This window comes from Nitrosomonas sp. JL21 (assembly GCF_009833095.1).
Lineage (GTDB): Bacteria > Pseudomonadota > Gammaproteobacteria > Burkholderiales > Nitrosomonadaceae > Nitrosomonas.
On sequence record NZ_QRCB01000015.1, the window covers coordinates 91,545 to 112,436 of the forward strand.

A 20,892-nucleotide genomic window follows, 5' to 3' on the forward strand; every position below is an offset into this window, starting at 1 on the left:
AACCCTGACCGTGCCCCCTTTTTCCTGCAAGAATTTAACGACATACTCGTAACTAAAGAACGCCGGTTGCTGATGATATCTCAAGTTAAGTATTAGAAATATTTCAGAAACAAAAAGAAATTCTTAGTTCAATCTGACTGACTCATGCTGCTGCATTATCGTTTATTAATGATCTACCTCAACTTTCTCGTTCACCATGTACAATTTCTATAAGCTTTAATGCTTGCAGCTCCATCTCAAGCACGAAACCATCAACTTTTGCCCGGAAATGGCGGTAAAAAATCATACTCGGAATCGCCACAAGAATGCCAAACGCAGCATTATAGAGCGCTACTGAGATTCCATACGCCAGTTGAGTGGGATTACTACCGGTTGGAGAATTCGATCCAAAAATTTCTATCATTCCTACCAACGTCCCGAACAATCCCATCAACGGACTCAGGGCCGCAATCGTTCCCAGCGTTGTTAAATAACGACTCAAGTCATACGCAACCAGGCGTCCCGATTCTTCAACCGACTCCTTCATCACCTCACGCGTACTTTTGATATTTTTGAGTCCAGCAGCAAGAACTTTTCCTAATGGCGAATGCTGCTGCAAGCGCGCTATCATCTCAGGATTTGTTCCTGTTCTTTTATACTCATTCAATACTTTAGGTAATAACTCCTTGGGAGAGATGACGCTTAAACGCAATGTCCACATGCGTTCAACAATGATACCCATAGCGACAATCGATGCAATGATGATGGGCCAGATTGGCCAGCCGGCAGCTTGAATCAATGATAACACGCGATAATCTCCTCACTCTGACAATGGATCAAGGTATTATAGAATTGTGACCTATGCATTACTGACGTGCGTATTTTATAACTAAGCTATCAATTTCGCATGTAATGTATCTTGATCGTGGATTTTCAGCAACAAGGGAGCAATTTTTTCTATCCACAATTTCTGTGGACAAGTTTGTTAATAAATTTAGAATTAACCCGGTAAGTTTGTAGATTCAAACAATTTTTTAAAGCTGATCATTTATTAATCTATCAATAAAGTTATTATAAAACAATTAATTAAAATCCTTCCCGATGAATTTTACCACTGAGTGTAATCAAACCTGAGGTCAATCTCATCCGTGTGAATTACTTCGATCTAATGCAATGAATTTGCTTTCAGTCTTACCTAACATCATTCATAAAATACTCACTGTCAGCGAGTTAAATCATACTGCCAAGCAACTTCTGGAGCAGAACGTTCCGCTACTCTGGATACAAGGGGAAATTTCAAATCTGAAATGTTACCCATCGGGGCATTGGTACTTTTCTCTTAAAGATGCCGCGGCTCAAGTTCGCTGCGTCCTTTTTAGCCATAAGAATCAATATATCGACTGGGAACCCAAAGATGGTATGCAAGTCGAGCTATTGGCGCTGGTGACCTTATATGAGCCACGCGGTGATTTTCAGCTCAATGTCGAAATTATGCGTCGAGCTGGGTTGGGGCAATTATTTGAAACCTTTGAAAAGCTTAAATCGAAGCTGGAAAAAGCCGGCTTATTCAATCCGGCCAATAAAAAACCCATCCCCGGCTTTCCCAAGCAAATTGGGGTGATTACGTCCCCCAATACCGCAGCCCTGCGGGACGTACTAGCGACATTAAAGCGACGTCAGCCATCACTACCCGTCATTATTTATCCAACATTGGTGCAGGGCAAATTATCGGCTGACAATATTGCCGATGCCATCCAACTCGCAAATATCCGGGCAGAATGCGATGTGCTGATCATTTGTCGCGGTGGTGGAAGTATTGAAGATTTATGGGCTTTCAATGAAGAAACCGTTGCGTTGGCTATCGCAGCGAGTGCCATTCCCATCATTTGCGGAGTGGGTCATGAAACCGACTTTACGATCGCCGATTTTGTCGCGGATCTTCGTGCACCCACACCTACTGGCGCTGCTGAGCTCGTTAGCAGGGACTATCGAGACTTGGCCGATCACTTGTATCGATTGCATCAGCGCATCAATCGCTCTGTCTTGCATCGTATCGAGTTGAGCATGCAACAAGCCGATATTATGTCGCATCGTCTGATTTATCCTGGTGATCGAATTCGCCGACAATCTCTGCAGTTGAATTATTTAAATGACCGGCTGATGAAAAACTGGAGACATCAGATCGAAAAGAACCACTGGAAGTTAATGGATTTCAACCGGCGTTTGATGGCTTCGAGTCTAGATATGATGAACCGGAGTTACGCTCACAATCAATTGAATGATCGTTTTCGCTTAATTATGTTCAGCTATCTCGAAAACCAGACTAACAAACTACGCTATTTGCATGCCCAACTTTCGCAGTTGAATCCTCAGTCAGTGCTGGCACGGGGATACAGCATCACCTTTTCCACTGAAAATGCAATCATTCGAGATAGCAAACAACTCCATCGCGGCGAGAGAATTCAGGTAAAATTCGCGCACGGCGCATGTGAAGCGGATATTACAAAACTTGATAAGTCTTAACCAACCTGTATTCACTTAGCATTTTTCTGTTTATACAATAAAACCACAAGGACAAGATCGTCGATGGCAAAAACTTTTTTAATACTGGGTGCATTCAACACCTTCTTATGCATTGCATTGGGGGCGTTTGGCGCTCATGGTTTAAAAAGCATGCTATCCACTGATATGATTGCGGTATACCATACTGGAGTGCAATATCATTTTTATCATGCATTCGGGATCTTGGTCATAGGCCTGCTGCTGTTACATTTCCCCAAATCCCGCCTTTTACCTATTTCTGGATGGTTTATGATGATTGGTATTATTTTATTCAGCTTCAGTCTTTACGCCTTAAGTTTGACTGGAACGCGCGGGTTTGGAATGATTACACCCTTTGGCGGCGTTTCATTTCTCAGCGCGTGGGGGTTATTAATCTACACCCTCTGGAAAGAAAAGGTGATTTCGCCGCAGTCGTAGCGGTATCCCATACTAGACTACCGCATTTTTATATGAATTCTTTTTATCACAAAACTTAGCAACAAACTAAATTATACGTAGGCAGAGCGAATGTTGAAGAAAACATTATTTATTTTTTCCTGCCATTTTGCGATGAGAAGCGGCCATTTCTTTATTACGTTCTACAGCTTTCATATATTTCCGCAATAACGCTTCATGATGAGAGTGAAAATCTTGACCTTCCCGCCCATAATATTCGCTATGCTCCTCATATTCTTGCAATAATTTTCTTTGTTCTTCAACTTTTGTATTCATTTCGTTAGCTTCTTTCTCATACATTTCAGCCAATCCGATATGATCAAATTTAGTTTTAGCTTGAGCCTCAGCTTTATCCATATTGCCCAAATCTGCGCTAATCGGTGCACTTAAAGCTAAAAAAATAAAAGCGATCGATACCGAAATAAATATTTTTGCTTGCATCATAGTCTCCTGATTACTTCGTTAAAAAAAGATAGTGCTGTTATTATAAATATTCAGCCATCTGACGAATTCATCATAGCAAATTGTCTAAGAAATCCACAAACTATTTATGGATAAGCACTGCATGAATTAACTGATGAGATAAACACCATGAGATTAATATATTTATTCATTCTGCTGAGCTGCATCGGTCTTCTAGGCTATGCGCAATATTTACAACAGGAGGAAGGATTGCTGCCTTGTCCTTTATGCGTAGCCCAACGAGTCGTTTATTGGTTATTAGGATTGACCGCATTGCTGGCGTTCATTCATAGCCCAGACATTTGGGGACGTCGGTTCTATGGCACATTGATGAGTGCCTTTGCGAGCGTAGGCGCAATCATCGCGACTCGGCACGCTTGGCTGATACGTTATCCGGAGTCCTTTGAATGTGGCATTAGTCCGGAAGAAGCCTTTCTGAATGCCTTACCTATCGCAGAGTGGTGGCCGGGAATGTTTGAGGCCAATGGTGATTGTGCCAGCATTGAGTGGAAATTTTTATCGCTTACAATCCCGGATTGGTCATTAATTGCTTTTATTAGCCTCGGCACTTTAGCGTTTTATACACTAGTCATAAAAAATAACGAGAAGACTTCTTAAATTCATGAACTCATCCGCGGGGATGATGCTTGGCATGAAGCTGTTTCAATCGTTCGCGAGCAATATGGGTATAAATCTGCGTAGTCGAAATATCTGCATGCCCTAACAGCAGCTGCACAACCCGTAAATCGGCTCCGTGATTCAACAAGTGCGTAGCAAAAGCATGCCGCAACGTATGCGGTGAAAGTTGCTTACTGATACCGACAATCTGTGCGTAGCGTTTGATGAGATACCAGAATGCTTGACGCGTCATTGCAGCGCCGCGCGTCGTTACAAATATTGTATCAGTGACGATCCCATTCAAAAGAGCGGGGCGGGCTCCTTTAGTATACCGGTTCAGCCACGCGAGAGACTCTTCTCCTAATGGCGCAAGGCGTTCTTTCCTGCCTTTGCCCATTACTCGCAAGACCCCCATATCCATCCCTACCTGAGAGTACTTCAGATTGATCAACTCAGAAACGCGCAACCCACTGGCATATAATACTTCCAGCATGGCACGATCGCGCAATCCAAGCGGATGCTTGAGATCAGGAGCGCTCAGTAATAAATCAACCTCTTTTTCTGTCAAACTTTCAGGCAAACTACGCATCAGCTTGGGGGTCTCAATGTTGAGACTGGGGTCGATGGTAATTTTTCCTTGCCGTAGTAAAAAACGATAAAATCGCTTTAAACTCGATAATTCACGGCTGGTGGTGCTGGCTTTGACCTTGTCAGAGACTCGGGACGCCAAAAATTCGAGCAAATCAGAGTGCGTCGCGTCCGTTAAAACTCGATCTTTCTGATTTCTCTTTTTTAACCATTCAGTAAATAGCCGCAAATCATTACGATAGCTGTCTAATGTATTGCGCGACAAGCCATCTTCCAACCATAATGCATCGGAAAATTCATCTAACAGATTCGCATCCAAATCAAGCACTCTCATGGCGCAACAACCATCGTTTAATTTCTAAAGGATTTCCATCACTAGCATTCATGAAACCTCCTAATCCGCCACTTTTCGAAATGACTCGATGGCAGGGTATGATGATAGGAAGTCTATTTGCCCCACACGCTCGACCCACCGCTCTCGGAGCAGAATGTAACTGAGCGGCAATCTCAGCATAACTAATCGTGCATCCACTAGAAACATTTTGAATAGCTTGCCACACTCGGCGTTGATGGGTAGTACCGCCAATATGCAAACTAAGGTCAAATTTGAATGTTGGCTCTACCAGATAAGCTTGCAATTGCCGGCAGACTTCTTTTGCGAGATAACCTTGTGGCGCCATTGGCTGCACATCCAGCGGCAAATAATCAATATCAGTCAACCAGTCTTCCTCGATAATGATTCCTAATACCGCAAATGGTGTAATCAATTTTGCCTGATAATTTCTTACTGATCCATCTGATTGATTACTCTTTGATTTATTCACTTTCGCTTACTCGACTGTCTACTCAGCATTGACATGCGAAACAAAAAGAAGTTTCAAGCTATCTCTGACTCTCCGCACCGCTGGATTTATATCGGAGCTTATTTTTTAAACTTGACGATTTTGTTATTCAGGACTTCAGCATTAGCAATTCATTGAGTCTTTTTACGAATGCAGCCGGATCTTCTAACTGTCCTCCCTCAGCAAGTAAAGCTTGATCGAAAATAATATGACTCCAATCTTCGAAATTATTCATTTCGGTTTTTAATCTCTGCATCATAGGATGATAAGGATTAATTTCCAGAATCGGTTTAGTATGAGTTATTTTTTGTCCTGCAGATTTCAACAACCGCTCGAGATTACCACCCATATCGAAGGTATCTGCGACCAAACAGGCAGGTGATTCTGTGAGTCGGAAGGTAATGCGCACATCCTTGACTTGCTCTTCAAGTACAGATTTCATCTTTTCGATCAATTCTTGATAGTCATTGATTTCTTTTTCACGCTGTTCTTTTTCTGCTTCATCCTCCAATCCTCCTAGATCAAGACCGCCTTTTGCTACAGATTGAAGTTGTTTGCCTTCAAATTCGGTAAGACTGCTCACGAGCCATTCATCAATGCGATCAGATAGCAACAATACCTCGATGCCTTTTTTACGGAAGACTTCCAAATGCGGGCTATTTTTAGCTGCCTTTAAGCTATCTGCCGTCACAAAGTAAATTTTGTTTTGCCCTTCCTTCATGCGTTGAACATATGTTTCTAATGAAACTTCAGGTTCATCGCCCTCACTGTAAGTCGTCACAAAGCGCAGCAATTTGGCGATTCGTTCTCGATTAGCATAATCTTCTCCTACGCCTTCTTTGAGTACCTGGCCAAACTCTCGATAAAAAATCTTGAACTTCTCATTATTCTCGCCGTTTTCACCTTTCGTTAAATCCTCAATCAATCCGAGCACTTTTTTAACGACACCGCCGCGAATTGTGTCAATATCCTTCGATTCTTGCAGGATTTCACGGGATACATTTAAAGGTAAGTTATTCGAATCGATCACCCCGCGAATGAAGCGTAAATAGTTAGGCAACAGCTTTTCCGCATCATCCATGATGAAGACACGCTGCACATATAATTTAATGCCATGGCGGTGCTCGCGGTCGAACAAGTCAAAAGGCGCCCGCGCCGGGATATACAACAACTGAATGTATTCTTGCTTACCTTCAACGCGCGCATGCAAGTAAGCTAATGGAGGTTCGAAATCATGCGCGACATGCTTATAAAATTCGTGATACTGATCTTCGGTAATGTCGCTTTTGGAGCGTGCCCATAGCGCATTCGCTTGATTTATCGTTTCATCTTCATCTGTAATCTTGTTTTTATTGTCTTCTTGCATCCATTCTTCTTTTTTCATCACGATGGGTAACGTGATGTGATCGGAATATTTGCGAATAATATTGCGTAGCCTCATTCCATTAAGAAACTCATCTTCATCATTGCGTAGATGCAAAATGATTTCGGTGCCGCGAATTGGCTTCTCTATAGTCTCTAGACTGTATTCACCCTCACCTGTTGACTCCCAGCGCACGCCATGGTCACTTGTTAAACCAGCGCGTCGAGTGTTTAAAGTCACTTTATCTGCGATAATAAATGCTGAATAAAAGCCAACACCGAATTGACCGATTAAATGAGCATCTTTTGCTTGATCCCCTGTTAAAGAATCAAAAAATTCACGTGTCCCAGATTTAGCTATAGTACCAATATGATCAATGACTTCCTGCCTTGACATACCGATGCCATTATCAGAAATAGTAATGGTACGCTCCTTATCATCATAACTTACTCGAATCTTAAGATCGGGGTCTGATTCGTATAAGGCTGAATCTGTCAAGCCCTCAAAACGAAGCTTGTCAGCAGCATCAGAAGCATTGGAAATAAGCTCACGCAGAAAAATTTCCTTATTGCTGTATAAAGAATGAATCATTAATTTTAACAACTGCTTAGCTTCAGTCTGGAAACTCAAGTGTTCTTTTGTTGTTTCAGTATGCACTTTTTACTCCTTAAAATTTTTGTTCTTTATATGAGGTACTTCCAGAAAAATTCAAGTAAATTGATCGGGATTCTCTCAATCGGCTGAATCCTTGAGGCTTCAATTACATTAAAAAATTGCGTCAAGCAAAAATGATTTAAAAGCTATTCACTGACTGCTTTGAATGAGTCATTTCGAAAATGCTAATAAAAAGAATACGCCTCATTGAATAATGAGGCCTGGATAAAAATATGGTTTAAATGAGAAATTCGTTACGAAAGATTCTAAATGAATTACATCGAATTTTGAATAGCGTACAGGCTAAGACCCATCAGTGCTTGAGGAAATATCCCCAGTGCAAGTACCGCAAAACCATTTGCACTCAAAAGAATCTTCGCATCGCTATTAGATACAATCGGTTCGTCAGTCTCAGGTTCATCAAAATACATCAATTTGATGATGCGTAGGTAATAAAAAGCACCAATCAATGAGAACAATACCGCCGCCACCGCTAATCCCACATAACCAGCATTCACTACCGCTTGAAGGACTGCAAATTTGGCGTAAAAACCAATCATTGGCGGAATGCCTGTCAATGAAAGCATTAATATCAGAGTGATAAATGCATACCAAGCATTTCTTTTGCTCAGCCCTTTGAAATCATCAATATTTTCTGCTTCAAATCCGCTACGACACAGCATCATGATGACAGCAAAAGTTCCCAACGTCATCAGAACATAAGCAATCACATAGAATAATGCGGAACTGTAGCCATTTGAATCAGCACTAATAAATCCCAACAGCAAGAAACCCATATGGGAAATTGTTGAATAGGCCAGCATACGCTTGATGTTTGACTGAGCAATGGCAGCAATATTACCTACTGCCATCGATAACACAGCCAGAATCACGAGCATGCCCTGCCAATCGGCAACCATTTCTCCCATTCCTTCCACCAATAATCGCATAACAAAGGCAAAGGCCGCCAGCTTAGGTGCAGATCCAATGAATAACGTTATCGCGGTAGGTGCGCCTTGATAGACATCAGGAGCCCACATATGAAATGGCGCAGCACTCAGCTTAAAAGCGATGCCGGCAACAATAAAGACCAATCCGACCACCAGCACTTCTTTGCTACTCGCTTCACTTTGGATGATTTGCGCAAGTTGAGAAACGTGTAATGTTCCAGTCGCACCATATACCATCGACATACCATATAACAAGAAACCTGAAGCTAGTGCTCCCAATACAAAAAACTTCATTGCTGCTTCGGTTGCAACCACCGAATCTCGTTGCAGGGCTACCAGCGCATACATCGAAAGTGAAAGTAACTCAAGTCCTATATACAATGTCAAGAAATGACTGGATGAAATCATGACCATCATTCCTAAGGTTGCAAACAATATCAGACTGAAGAATTCGCCTTTCAACATTCCCCGATCACTGATATAAGCATGAGAATAGATCAATACTGCAGAAACAGTGCCGTATACCATCAGCTTAAGAATATCCGCCATCGCATCATCAACGAACATACCAGAAAATGTTTCACTGACTTCTGTAGAAAATGATAAGAAGGTAAGCAACGCACAGCCCAATAATGTAATTTGTGTCAACAAATAGGCTACATAACGTCTGCCTTCTCCTGCGGACAGATCGGCCAGCATCACAATGCACACCATAATAAGCATGAAAATTTCGGAAGAAGCTGGTGCAAAATCAGGTGGTATAAAATTCATTACTTCTTAATCCTCGTCATCGGGGAAAAAATCATTCCAGAAAATTTTCATTACAATTTGCTATTGCTGACATGAGCCAATAATTGGTCAATGGTCGCATGCATTACTTCAGTAACAGGGTACGGATAGAGCCCCATCCATAGAACTGAAACCGCTAATATGGCTAAGATTGCAAATTCACGCTTTGATACATCACTCAGCTGCTCAACCGCCGGGCTAGCAACAGCTCCGAAAATAACTCTTTTATACATCCACAGCGTATAAGCCGCACCAAATATCAATGTCGTGGCAGCTAAAAATGCATACCAGAAATTAATTTGCATGCTACCCATGATGACCATAAATTCACCAACAAAGCCGCTGGTACCGGGTAAGCCTGCATTTGCCATCGCGAATAACATGAAAAAAGCAGCAAAGGCCGGCATTTTATTAACCACACCACCATAATCAGCAATTTGCCGAGAGTGTAATCGATCGTAAAGAACGCCTACACATAAAAACATCGCACCGGAAATGAAACCATGCGATATCATCTGTACCATTGCTCCTTCTATGCCTATAGCATTAAACAAGAAGAATCCCAAGGTAACAAACCCCATATGTGCCACAGATGAATAAGCAATCAGTTTTTTCATATCAGCTTGCATCAACGCGATCAGACCAATATATACAACAGCTATCAACGATAAAACGATCATCATGTCCGCCAAATAATGACTAGCATCAGGAGCAATAGGTAATGAAAATCTTAAGAATCCATATCCTCCTAATTTAAGCAGAATGGCAGCAAGTACAACTGATCCTCCTGTGGGCGCTTCAACGTGAGCATCCGGCAACCACGTATGTACAGGCCACATCGGGACTTTGACAGCAAAAGCTAACAAGAACGCAACAAAAATCAGAATTTGCGGTGTCAGCGGAATCGCAAGCTGATGATAATCCGCAATTGAGAAACTGCCGCCTGAAGTCTGATACAAATAAATGAAAGCTATCAGCATCAATAAAGAGCCGAGTAATGTATAGAGAAAGAATTTGATGGCTGCATATACGCGATTAGGTCCGCCCCAAATTCCGATAATCAGAAACATCGGAATCAGAGAAGCTTCCCAAAATACATAAAATAAAATGGCGTCCAGAGATGCAAAAACCCCATTGACTATGCCCGACATCAGTAAAAAAGCACCCATATACTGCGATACTCTTTCTTTAATCACTTCCCAACCGGCCACGATAACAAGTGGAGTAATAAAACAGTTTAGCAATATCAATGGCATTGATATGCCATCAATACCCAAATGATAGTTGACATTAAATCGCTCGAACCAAGCATGATTCTCGACAAATTGCATTATTCCACTCGCCGAATCAAAGTTGCCATACAGTGGAATAGCTACTATAAAACCAAGAATGGCTCCAGCCAGAGAGATAACGCGTGCAAGGTTTGCATTACGATCATTTCCAGTTGCAAATACGACAATACCAAACACGATTGGCAACCAAATAACTAAACTTAAAAGTGGGAATTCAAACGACATGCTTATTCCGTAATATTTATTGTAGTGCTTATTTTATTTAAGTAATTGATATATGCAGTAAATTTATTTAGTGAGAGAAAACTCAATAAAGCCAAAACGTCAAGATAATGAATATCCCGACAATCATCGTAAAGGCATAATGATAAATATAGCCCGTTTGATAGCGACGAACCAACGTAGCTGAAAACGCTACGGCACGGGCTGTGCCATTTACGAGAAAACCGTCAATTATTTTCATATCGCCAAATTTCCACAGTGCAGTGCCTAATGTTCGCGTACCCCCGGCGAATAACCATGAATACAACTCATCGATATAATATTTTCGATCTAGAAGATTATAGAGAAAACCCAAACGCAACTTTATCTTTTCAGGTATATCAGTTCTAACACAATATAAATACCACGCAGTAAAAATACCCGCTACCGATAACCAGAAAGGAGCAGTAGAAAGTGCGTGAATCATCATGCCAACAATGCCTGTAAATTCGGCACCCAATTTTTCGATGGCATTATGTTGAGGTGATACATGAATGACCTGATTAAAGTAATCTCCAAAAACAATCGGACCGATAAACCAACCGGCAGCGATGGTCGGTAGCGCTAAAATAACCAGTGGTAAGGTCACGACCCAAGGAGATTCGTGCAAATGGTCTTTGGTATGCTCATCCATTCGAGTTGTTCCATGAAATGTCATGAATATCAACCTGAAGGTATACAAAGCTGTCACAAAAACTGTAGTCAATACACAGAAATAGGCAAAACCGACGCCAGGTACATTGGCGTAGTGCACTGCTTCGATAATGGCATCCTTCGAAAAAAAGCCTGAAAAACCTGGTACCCCGGCACTGGCTAATGCGGCAATGAACATCGTTCCATAGGTAATCGGCATATAGCGCCGAAGCCCTCCCATTTTCTGCATGTTCTGCTCATGATGCATGGCAATAATGACCGACCCTGCTCCCAAAAATAGAACTGCTTTAAAAAAAGCATGCGTCATTAAATGAAATATTGCAGCTGAATAGGCAGACGCTCCCAATGCAACGGTCATGTAACCCAATTGCGATAAGGTAGAGTAGGCAACTACGCGCTTGATGTCATTCTGGACCACAGCTACCAGAGCCATAAACAATGTGGTTATGCCACCAATGATCAATATGACGGATAACGCTGTTTCAGAAAGTTCGAATAATGGCGACATGCGCGCCACCATGAAAATACCGGCGGTCACCATCGTTGCTGCATGGATGAGAGCAGAGATTGGCGTAGGGCCTTCCATTGAGTCAGGGAGCCATACATGCAGCGGAAATTGCGCTGACTTGCCCATTGCACCAATAAATAGCAAGATACAGATGACCGTAACAAGCAACCACGGTATTCCTGGAAAGACTGCTATCGTTTCATCGACTTTAGTCGGAGCTTGCTCGAAGACAGACACATAATCCAAAGTTCCAAAATACATCAGTACCAAAGCAATGCCTAAAAGGAAACCAAAATCACCCACCCGGTTTACCAGGAAAGCCTTCATATTGGCATAGATGGCAGTGGGACGGGTATACCAGAATCCGATCAATAAATACGATACCAAGCCTACAGCTTCCCAACCAAAAAATAATTGCAGGAAATTATTCGACATCACCAGCATCATCATCGAGAATGTGAATAAGGAGATGTAACTGAAAAATCGTTGGTAGCCTGCATCATCGTGCATATAACCAATGGTATAGATATGCACCATTAGAGAAACAAAGCTCACCACTACCATCATGGTTGCAGATAACTGATCGATTAGAAAACCTACTTCAAACCGAGTATCGCCTGATACCAACCACGTATAGACACTGCCATTAAAAACATTCCCATCCAATACATCGAAAAAAATAACCAGAGACGCCAGTAACGAAACTAACACGAGCGAGATCGTTACTCGATGACTCCATTCCCGCCCAATATAACGTCCAAATAAACCTGCTGTAAGCGCTCCCACCAGCGGTGCAAGTGGTACCAATAAATAAAGTGTTTGCATCTAATAGTTCTTTCTATCAGTTAGGTATTCTCTACTTGATCAACCCTTGAGTTTATCAAGATCATCAACGTTGATCGTTTGTTGATTACGGAATAATACGACCAGTATGGCCAAACCTATGGCTGATTCAGCGGCTGCCACAGTTAAAATGAAAAACACAAAAATCTGACCCGATATATCCTGCAAATAATGCGAAAAAGCCACAAAATTCATATTCACTGCCAACAACATCAGCTCAATGGACATTAATATGATAATGACATTTTTTCGATTTAGAAAAATACCGACAATACCAATCGCAAATAAAATTGCGCCAAGTACTAGATAATGAGATAACGTTACCAAGTTGATTCCCCTATTTTTCTCATCAATTAATCAACACGACATTATTCTTTTTTTTCTGATGGCATAGCCACGATTCGTATCCGATCTTGTTTTCTAACTTGAACCTGTTTGGATGGATTAAGAGATTTTTTATCCTCGCGATGACGCAGTGTCAATGCAATTGCCGCGACCATTGCGACCAGTAGTAATACAGCGGCTAATTCAAATGGATAGGCATACTCAGTATAAATCAGTCGGCCTAGCTCACGGGTGTTATTATAATCAATGCCTTGGGAACTTGGTTCGGGCATTTCTTCTAAACCGAAATACTTGCCCATAAGAACCATGGACATTTCTCCAACCAAGATCAGCGCGATAAGCGCTCCAAAAGGAAACCATTTCCAAAATCCTTCGCGTAATTGATCCAGATTAATGTCTAGCATCATTACTACAAACAAAAACAGTACCATTACCGCACCGACATAAACCAACACTAGCGCAATGGCGAGAAACTCCGCTTCTAACAATAACCATAACCCGGCACAACTTACAAAAGCGACAACCAACAATAATGCAGAATAGACTGGGTTACGGACAGTAATTACACCCAATGCCGATACAACTAATATCGCTGAAAAAAAATAAAATATGAGATCCTGAAAATTCATGTGTATTTACCAGCCAAATTCAACGATACCGCGCATCTGCTTCTCTATCTTTGGCAATTTGCTCTTCATAGCGATCACCAACAGCCAGAAGCATTTCTTTGGTATAAATAAAATCTTCTCTTTTCTCGCAGTGATATTCCAAAATTCGCGTCTCTACAATGGAATCCACAGGGCATGATTCTTCACAAAAACCACAAAAGATGCATTTACTGAGATCAATATCGTAACGAGTAGTGCGCCGTGTACCATCTTCGCGTTGCTCAGATTCAATGGTAATGGCCATGGCAGGACACACCGCTTCGCATAATTTGCAAGCGATACAACGCTCTTCCCCGTTGGGATAACGACGCAACGCATGCAGACCGCGGAAACGCGGCGACTGCGGCGTTTTTTCTTCAGGATAATGCACGGTTATTTTAGGCTTAAACATGTATTTCCCGGTTACCGCCATACCTTTCCATAACTCAAAAAGTAAAAAGGTACTAAAAAATTTTTTAATACGATTCATTGTCTTTTAAAACCATATGGTTAATGGAAATTCATCTCGTATTGATTCAGGTAATTGCATAATCAATCCCAAGAGAACAATCCATACAAGTGTAATAGGAATAAATATTTTCCAACCCAGTCTCATGATCTGATCATACCGATACCGCGGAAATGTCGCACGAAACCATAAGAAAAAGAATAAGATGAACATCATCTTAAGCAATAACCAGATAAAACCAGGTATTAGATTCAGTGGTGCTACATCAACAGGTGGCAGCCATCCGCCCAAGAACAGAATCGAAGTCAATGCCGCTACCAAGATCATATTGGAATATTCAGCCAAGAAGAAAACAGTGAATGCCATGCCTGAATAATCAACATGAAAGCCAGCAACAATCTCAGACTCACCTTCGGCCACATCGAATGGAGCCCGATTTGTTTCTGCAACGCCTGAAATCAGATACACCAAAAACATCGGAAAAAGAGGAATCAAATACCAATTCAGAAAGCTATCCCCTTGTTGCCCTTTAACGATATCTCCCAGATTGAGGCTTTGCGACATCATTAATACGCATACCAATGCAAATCCCATAGCCAATTCATAAGATACCACTTGAGCTGCCGAGCGCATCGCACCGAGAAAAGCATATTTAGAATTAGATGCCCAGCCTGCAATGATAATGCCGTATATGCCCATCGATGTCATCGCCAAAATATACAACAAACCGGCATTGATATCTGACAGCACCAATTCGGGAGAGAAAGGAATAACCGCCCACGCCGCCAGCGCCGGCATGAACGTAAGAATCGGCGCCAAAATAAATAATGTCTTATTAGCACCCGTGGGGATGACGATCTCTTTCATGATTGCTTTAACTGCATCAGCAATCGGCTGTCCCCAACCTCTCAACCACGAAATACCGAAAAAAGTTACCCTATTAGGTCCGACACGAGCTTGCATATACGCAATTATCTTGCGTTCAGCAAATGTCAGATAGGCAACGCCTAATAAGAGTGGAACGACAATCGCAAAGATTAATACTAAATTGGTCATCAATGAGAACAGCATCGAACCCCATTCTGTTCCAAATATCTGCACAAATTGTTGTTGTATATAGTCCATTAATAAATCCTAGCCTTTACCATTACAACCTTTCCACCTGAATCTCTCCGAACAGATCTCCTAACGCGGTTGTATTAGGATGTGCGCAAGGTATACGTACACAACCAGCAGGTAGTTTTTCATCACAAGCGATTTCAAGTTGCACCGATTCTGAGCCTTGCTTAATTCTTACAAGGGCTCCGGCAGCAACACCGAGGCGTTCCAGAACTGCAGATGAAACCCAAGCCTTCGGCGGTAACGCGTCCTGAGTTAATTGCAGTGACTCAGCGCGTCGGACAATTGGATCAGCCTGATAAATGGGTACTTCTCCAATGCGCTGCAGACGCTGTTGATCAGAGTCATCGACATTAAATTCAGAATTCGTCATTGAATTATTCAAATATTGACTAATGTCCATCCCCATCGGGAAGATTTCCTCCCGAATTTGCTCTGGCGTTTCATAATCAAACTTTTCAAGACCTAGTAAATTAGCCAAAACTCGCAAAATTTTCCAGGCCGGCCTGGCCTCGCCGAAGGGAGAAACAACACCATTGAAACTTTGAACACGACCTTCGGTGCTTACATAAGTACCTGATGTCTCAGTAAAAGGAGCGATAGGCAATAACACATCTGCATACGTTTCTGCATTTCCTTTGTAAATGCTCATGGACACGACAAATTCGCTGCTCTCCATGGTTTTCGTTGCTAGTTGAGAATTGTAGGCATCAAATTCAGGTTCTACATTCATCAAAATAAAAGCACGACATGCTTCATCAGCACTATCTTTGCCAAGACCCAGCATTTGCGCAGCATTCATTCCCGTCACTTCTCGATTTGATTGAATGGCTGTCGATAATCCTCTAGCATCAGGGATTGCGCCCACCCAATGAGCGCCAACGCTATTGGCAGCTTCGCCTAATAGGCCAAAATTCGCTCCAGTCACTTGCGCAAGCAAGCTCGTCAGAAGCATTATTCTTGAGTAGTCAGGATGATGTTGAGATAAATTACCCAAATAAATGGCTGCGGGAGAATTTTCGATCAAACTCGAAGCAATGCCGAATGCACTTGCGGTGTTCGATACATTAGTCGAGCTAACGAGATGCTGGATTTCTTTTGGCTGATCGTTTCCTTTGATCTCAACCGCTGCTTTGAGAATTTCCGCCAATATTTTAACCATCAAACTAGGAGCAACGATCGCTTTATTGGCAACCTTCGTCAGTAGATCATCATCAATTGGATTAATAATGTTCAACTGCATGCCATTTTTTACCGCTTGACGTAAGCGTTGTGCAATAAGAGGATGATCCTTCCGTAACGTACTGCCTACAATCAAGCAGGATTTCAATTGCGAAAGATCGGCAATGCTAGTTCCTAGCCATGGTATTCCCTGAGCATAGCTGTCGCCTCGAAAATCAGATTGGCGCAGACGATGATCAATGTTGCCGCTTCCCACGCCCCGCATTAATTTCTGCAGCAAATACAATTCCTCAGCGGTACTATGCGCAGACCCAAGCGCTCCGATGCTGCGAGCACCATATTTATGTTTAATGGCTTGCAAGGCATTTGCTGTAAACTCCAACGCTTCCTGCCATTCGCATTCCATCCATTGGCCATCGCGTTTTATCATCGGACGAGTCAATCGATCTTCGGAATTCAGTCCCTCGTAAGAAAAACGGTCCTTATCCGATAACCAACACTCATTGATCGCTTCGTTGTCCCGAGGGAGAACTCGCATAACTCGATTTTGCTTGACCTGCACCACCAGATTCGATCCTAGGCCGCAGTGCGGACTAATTGATTTTCTACGTGATAATTCCCAAGTGCGAGCTGAGTAACGAAATGGTTTACTAACCAACGCACCTACCGGACACAGGTCAATGACATTTCCAGATATCTCGGAATCTACTGTCTTTCCTACAAAGGAAAGTATTTCTGAATGCTCGCCACGCCCCGCCATTCCAAGCTCCATGATTCCTGCTATTTCTTGACCGAAACGCACACAGCGCGTGCAATGAATGCAGCGTGTCATATCGGTGGAGATCAAAGGGCCTAGATTCTTATTGACCACTACCCGTTTGGGCTCATCGTAACGAGACTCACTAGCACCATATCCTACGGCTAAGTCTTGTAATTGACATTCGCCGCCTTGGTCACAAATTGGACAATCAAGCGGATGGTTAATCAGCAAGAATTCCATCACACCTTTTTGTGCGGTGATTGCCTGCTGAGAATGCGTGAATACCTTCATCCCATCCATAACGGGAGTGGCACATGCTGGTAGTGGTTTAGGCGCTTTTTCGACTTGCACTAGGCACATGCGGCAATTTGCAGCAATGGATAATTTTTTGTGATAACAAAAATGCGGTATATATACCCCAATCTGCTTAGCACCATCCATAATGGTGCTCCCTTTGGGCACAGACACTGGCTTACCGTCGATTTCTATATTGATCATCGGTTAAATTCTTGGGTTAATCACGAATTGCAGAACTGACGTGTTTGTGTAATTAGCAAGGCATTCAAGCCATACATTTTTTTTGTTCGATATGGTAAACAAACTCGTCTCTAAAATGTTGAATCATCGCACGAACTGGCATTGCTGCCGCATCACCCAAGGCACAAATCGTTCGGCCTTGAATGTTGTCCGCTATATTATCTAAAAGATCAAGGTCTTCTGGTCGCCCTTTGCCATGCTCAATACGATTGACGATGCGATAAAGCCATCCAGTACCTTCACGACATGGAGTGCACTGCCCGCAGGATTCCTCGTAATAAAAATAGGATAACCTCTCCAATGCTCTTACCATGCAAGTCGTTTCATCCATGATGATGACAGCACCCGAACCTAACATAGATCCGGCTTTAGCAATGGAATCATAATCCATATCAGTCTGCATCATGATTTCACCAGGCAAAACGGGCATTGAAGATCCGCCTGGAATACATCCTTTTAGCTTCCTGCCACCACGCATTCCTCCGGCTAATTCCAGTAGTTCAGCAAACGGTGTTCCCAGCGGAATCTCATAATTACCTGGCTTATTGACATGACCTGAGACAGAGAAAATTTTTGTACCGCCATTGTTGGGTTTGCCAAGTTCGAGATATTTATCTCCGCCATTTCGAATAATCCAAGGAACCGACGCAAACGTTTCCGTATTGTTGATGGTGGTCGGTTTTCCATATAAACCAAAATTTGCCGGAAAGGGAGGCTTGAATCGTGGTTGCCCTTTCTTACCTTCAATGGATTCTAGGAGCGCAGTTTCTTCACCACAAATATATGCGCCATACCCATGATGATTATATAACTCAAAACTGAACGATGAACCGAGAATATCATTACCCAGATAGCCAGCTGCTCGCGCTTCTTCAACAGCTTCCTCCATTCGTTCATAGGTTTCCCATATCTCACCGTGAATATAATTGTAACCAGCTTTAACACCCATTGCATAAGCCGCAATAATCATACCTTCAATGAGCAAATGAGGATTAAACCGCATGATGTCTCGGTCTTTAAACGTTCCAGGTTCACCTTCATCTGAGTTACAGACGATGTACTTATCACCTTCGTAACCTTTAGGCATGAAGCTCCACTTCAGACCAGTAGGGAAACCCGCTCCGCCGCGACCACGCAATGCGGATTTCTTAACCTCTTCGATGATCTCTTCCGGTTTAATTTTTTTCGTAAGAATTTTTCTAAGCGCAGCATAACCTTCACGCTTTTCATAGCTTTTGAGGCGCCAGTTATCGGAATCAGATGGATTCACCCCATTCATTAATGTCTGCGGATACTGATTCATTTACTCAGTTCCTCCAACAATTGATCAATTTTCTCATTCGACATAAAACTGCACATACGCTTATTATTTACAAGAAATACAGGCGCATCCCCACAGGAACCGAAACATTCACCTTCTTTAAGCGTAAATTTACCATCGGGAGTAGTTTGATTGAATTCTATGCCTAGTTTCTGCTTTAGATAAGCTGCGCTTTCATTGCTCCCAGATAAAGCGCAGGGTAAGTTAGTACATACCGTAATCTTGTATTTGCCCACAGGCTCCAAATTATACATATTATAAAATGTAGCCACTTCATACACTGCAATAGCAGGCATCTCTAGATAGTCTGCAACAAAATTAATTGTCTCAGTCGCCAGCCAGCCTTTCTCATCTTGGGCTATGGCAAGCGCTGACATGACTGCCGATTGTTTCTGGTTAGGCGGATATTTAGCGATCTCTCGATCAATTTTTTTTAGGGATTCAGCACTTAACATCGTTATCTATCTATTTCACCAAATACAATATCCTGCGTACCAATGATCGCCACTACATCAGCAATCATATGTCCTTTTGACATCTCATCCAACGAAGCTAAATGCGCAAAACCCGGCGCACGAATTTTCAATCGGTAGGGCTTATTGGCTCCATTCGATACCAGATAGATTCCAAACTCACCTTTAGGATGCTCAACGGCTGCGTAAGTCTCACCAGCCGGCACGTGAAATCCTTCCGTGAACAATTTGAAATGATGGATCATTTCTTCCATATTCTGCTTCATATCCACTCGCGAGGGAGGAGCAACTTTATGATTGTCAGTAATTACAGGACCTGGATTATGACGCAACCATTCCACACATTGCTTTATGATTCTGTTTGACTGGCGAAACTCTTCCATGCGCACCAGATATCGATCATAGCAATCACCATTGACCCCTACGGGTATGTCGAAATCCATCCGATCATAAACTTCGTAGGGTTGCTTTTTTCTCAGATCCCATTCGACACCTGAACCGCGCAACATCGGGCCGGTAAAACCAAGTGCTTTGGCACGTTCAGGTGATACCACTCCGATATCAACCAACCGCTGCTTCCAAATCCTATTATCTGTCAATAACGTTTCATATTCATCAACATAATTAGGGAATCGATTGGTAAAATCTTCGATAAAATCGAGTAATGACCCTTCTCGATTGGTATTCCGCAAACGTGTTTGCTTTTCATTATGAATTTTTGAAGATTGGTATTGCGGCATGGTATCCGGTAAATCGCGATATACGCCACCCGGTCTATAATAGGCAGCATGCATTCTTGCGCCTGATACCGCCTCGTAGCAGTCCATCAAATCTTCCCGTTCTCGAAACGCATATAAAAACATGGTCATAGCCCCGACATCCAAGGCATGCGCACCGATCCACAGTAAATGATTCAGTATTCGCGTTATCTCATCAAACATCACACGAATATACTGCGCTCTCAGCGGCACTTCGACATTCAGCAACTTTTCAATCGCCATGACATACGCGTGCTCATTGACCATCATGGATACATAATCCAATCGATCCATATAAGGAACTGATTGAAGATATGTTTTGTTTTCCGCCAGCTTTTCGGTGGCACGATGCAATAATCCGATATGCGGATCTGCGCGTCTAACGACTTCCCCATCCAGCTCCAGTACCAATCGCAACACGCCATGGGCTGCAGGATGCTGGGGTCCAAAATTCATAGTGTAGTTTCGTATTTCAGCCATA

The 20,892-nt window shown here is 42.5% G+C and carries 19 protein-coding genes; 3 read left to right on the top strand and 16 right to left on the bottom strand.

Annotated features, from left to right (window positions below):
- Window positions 1-178: 178 nt before the first annotated feature.
- The gene (locus tag ABF87_RS05740; RefSeq protein WP_160828178.1) at window positions 179-787 is read right to left on the bottom strand and encodes a MotA/TolQ/ExbB proton channel family protein; all 609 of its coding nucleotides are present in this window, start codon (window positions 785-787) and stop codon (window positions 179-181) included.
- Between the two features lie 365 nt (window positions 788-1,152).
- On the opposite strand from ABF87_RS05740, the gene xseA reads away from it, so the two are divergent.
- The gene (gene xseA, locus ABF87_RS05745) at window positions 1,153-2,502 is read left to right on the top strand and encodes an exodeoxyribonuclease VII large subunit (RefSeq protein ID WP_160828179.1); all 1,350 of its coding nucleotides are present in this window, start codon (window positions 1,153-1,155) and stop codon (window positions 2,500-2,502) included.
- A 63-nt stretch (window positions 2,503-2,565) separates the two neighbouring features.
- On the top strand, window positions 2,566-2,958 hold the full coding sequence (locus tag ABF87_RS05750; RefSeq protein WP_160828180.1) for a DUF423 domain-containing protein: 393 nt from the start codon (window positions 2,566-2,568) through the stop codon (window positions 2,956-2,958).
- Between the two features lie 105 nt (window positions 2,959-3,063).
- Here the strand turns inward: ABF87_RS05750 and ABF87_RS05755 are convergent, their stop codons facing one another.
- The gene (locus tag ABF87_RS05755; RefSeq protein WP_240143544.1) at window positions 3,064-3,420 is read right to left on the bottom strand and encodes a hypothetical protein; all 357 of its coding nucleotides are present in this window, start codon (window positions 3,418-3,420) and stop codon (window positions 3,064-3,066) included.
- A 147-nt stretch (window positions 3,421-3,567) separates the two neighbouring features.
- On the opposite strand from ABF87_RS05755, the gene ABF87_RS05760 reads away from it, so the two are divergent.
- A complete protein-coding gene (locus ABF87_RS05760; protein WP_160828181.1) occupies window positions 3,568-4,056 on the top strand; it encodes a disulfide bond formation protein B in 489 nt (162 codons plus the stop codon).
- Between the two features lie 10 nt (window positions 4,057-4,066).
- Here the strand turns inward: ABF87_RS05760 and xerD are convergent, their stop codons facing one another.
- The 14 genes from xerD to ABF87_RS05830 all read right to left on the bottom strand — a co-directional run bounded on the left by xerD (window position 4,067) and on the right by ABF87_RS05830 (window position 20,891).
- On the bottom strand, window positions 4,067-4,978 hold the full coding sequence (gene xerD / locus ABF87_RS05765; protein ID WP_160828182.1) for a site-specific tyrosine recombinase XerD: 912 nt from the start codon (window positions 4,976-4,978) through the stop codon (window positions 4,067-4,069).
- Window positions 4,965-5,468 (bottom strand): methylated-DNA--[protein]-cysteine S-methyltransferase, encoded by a 504-nt coding sequence (locus ABF87_RS05770; protein ID WP_160828183.1) that lies wholly within the window; start codon window positions 5,466-5,468, stop codon window positions 4,965-4,967. Before ABF87_RS05770 ends, xerD begins: the two co-directional genes overlap by 14 nt.
- A gap of 127 nt (window positions 5,469-5,595) precedes the next feature.
- Window positions 5,596-7,506 (bottom strand): molecular chaperone HtpG, encoded by a 1,911-nt coding sequence (gene htpG, locus ABF87_RS05775; RefSeq protein ID WP_160828184.1) that lies wholly within the window; start codon window positions 7,504-7,506, stop codon window positions 5,596-5,598.
- A gap of 272 nt (window positions 7,507-7,778) precedes the next feature.
- Complete coding sequence (gene nuoN / locus ABF87_RS05780) at window positions 7,779-9,224, bottom strand: NADH-quinone oxidoreductase subunit NuoN (protein WP_160828185.1); 1,446 nt, start codon at window positions 9,222-9,224, stop codon at window positions 7,779-7,781.
- A 50-nt stretch (window positions 9,225-9,274) separates the two neighbouring features.
- Entirely contained in the window at window positions 9,275-10,759 is a 1,485-nt protein-coding gene (locus ABF87_RS05785) for an NADH-quinone oxidoreductase subunit M (RefSeq protein WP_160828186.1), read from the bottom strand.
- A gap of 82 nt (window positions 10,760-10,841) precedes the next feature.
- On the bottom strand, window positions 10,842-12,782 hold the full coding sequence (gene nuoL / locus ABF87_RS05790; RefSeq protein ID WP_160828187.1) for an NADH-quinone oxidoreductase subunit L: 1,941 nt from the start codon (window positions 12,780-12,782) through the stop codon (window positions 10,842-10,844).
- A 39-nt stretch (window positions 12,783-12,821) separates the two neighbouring features.
- Window positions 12,822-13,127, bottom strand: coding sequence for an NADH-quinone oxidoreductase subunit NuoK (gene nuoK, locus ABF87_RS05795; protein ID WP_160828188.1), 306 nt, complete (start codon window positions 13,125-13,127; stop codon window positions 12,822-12,824).
- Between the two features lie 41 nt (window positions 13,128-13,168).
- Window positions 13,169-13,774, bottom strand: coding sequence for an NADH-quinone oxidoreductase subunit J (locus ABF87_RS05800; RefSeq protein ID WP_160828189.1), 606 nt, complete (start codon window positions 13,772-13,774; stop codon window positions 13,169-13,171).
- Window positions 13,775-13,793: 19 nt separating this feature from the next.
- On the bottom strand, window positions 13,794-14,282 hold the full coding sequence (nuoI, locus tag ABF87_RS05805; RefSeq protein WP_160828190.1) for an NADH-quinone oxidoreductase subunit NuoI: 489 nt from the start codon (window positions 14,280-14,282) through the stop codon (window positions 13,794-13,796).
- A gap of 6 nt (window positions 14,283-14,288) precedes the next feature.
- The gene (nuoH, locus tag ABF87_RS05810; protein ID WP_160828191.1) at window positions 14,289-15,386 is read right to left on the bottom strand and encodes an NADH-quinone oxidoreductase subunit NuoH; all 1,098 of its coding nucleotides are present in this window, start codon (window positions 15,384-15,386) and stop codon (window positions 14,289-14,291) included.
- A gap of 22 nt (window positions 15,387-15,408) precedes the next feature.
- Window positions 15,409-17,820 carry an NADH-quinone oxidoreductase subunit NuoG gene (gene nuoG, locus ABF87_RS05815; protein ID WP_160828192.1) on the bottom strand — a complete coding sequence of 804 codons (2,412 nt, stop codon included), beginning with the start codon at window positions 17,818-17,820 and terminating at the stop codon, window positions 15,409-15,411.
- A gap of 64 nt (window positions 17,821-17,884) precedes the next feature.
- Window positions 17,885-19,162 (bottom strand): NADH-quinone oxidoreductase subunit NuoF, encoded by a 1,278-nt coding sequence (gene nuoF, locus ABF87_RS05820; protein WP_160828193.1) that lies wholly within the window; start codon window positions 19,160-19,162, stop codon window positions 17,885-17,887.
- A complete protein-coding gene (nuoE, locus tag ABF87_RS05825; protein ID WP_160828194.1) occupies window positions 19,159-19,635 on the bottom strand; it encodes an NADH-quinone oxidoreductase subunit NuoE in 477 nt (158 codons plus the stop codon). Before nuoE ends, nuoF begins: the two co-directional genes overlap by 4 nt.
- Before the next feature lie 2 nt (window positions 19,636-19,637).
- A complete protein-coding gene (locus ABF87_RS05830) occupies window positions 19,638-20,891 on the bottom strand; it encodes an NADH-quinone oxidoreductase subunit D (protein ID WP_160828195.1) in 1,254 nt (417 codons plus the stop codon).
- Window position 20,892: the final 1 nt, after the last annotated feature.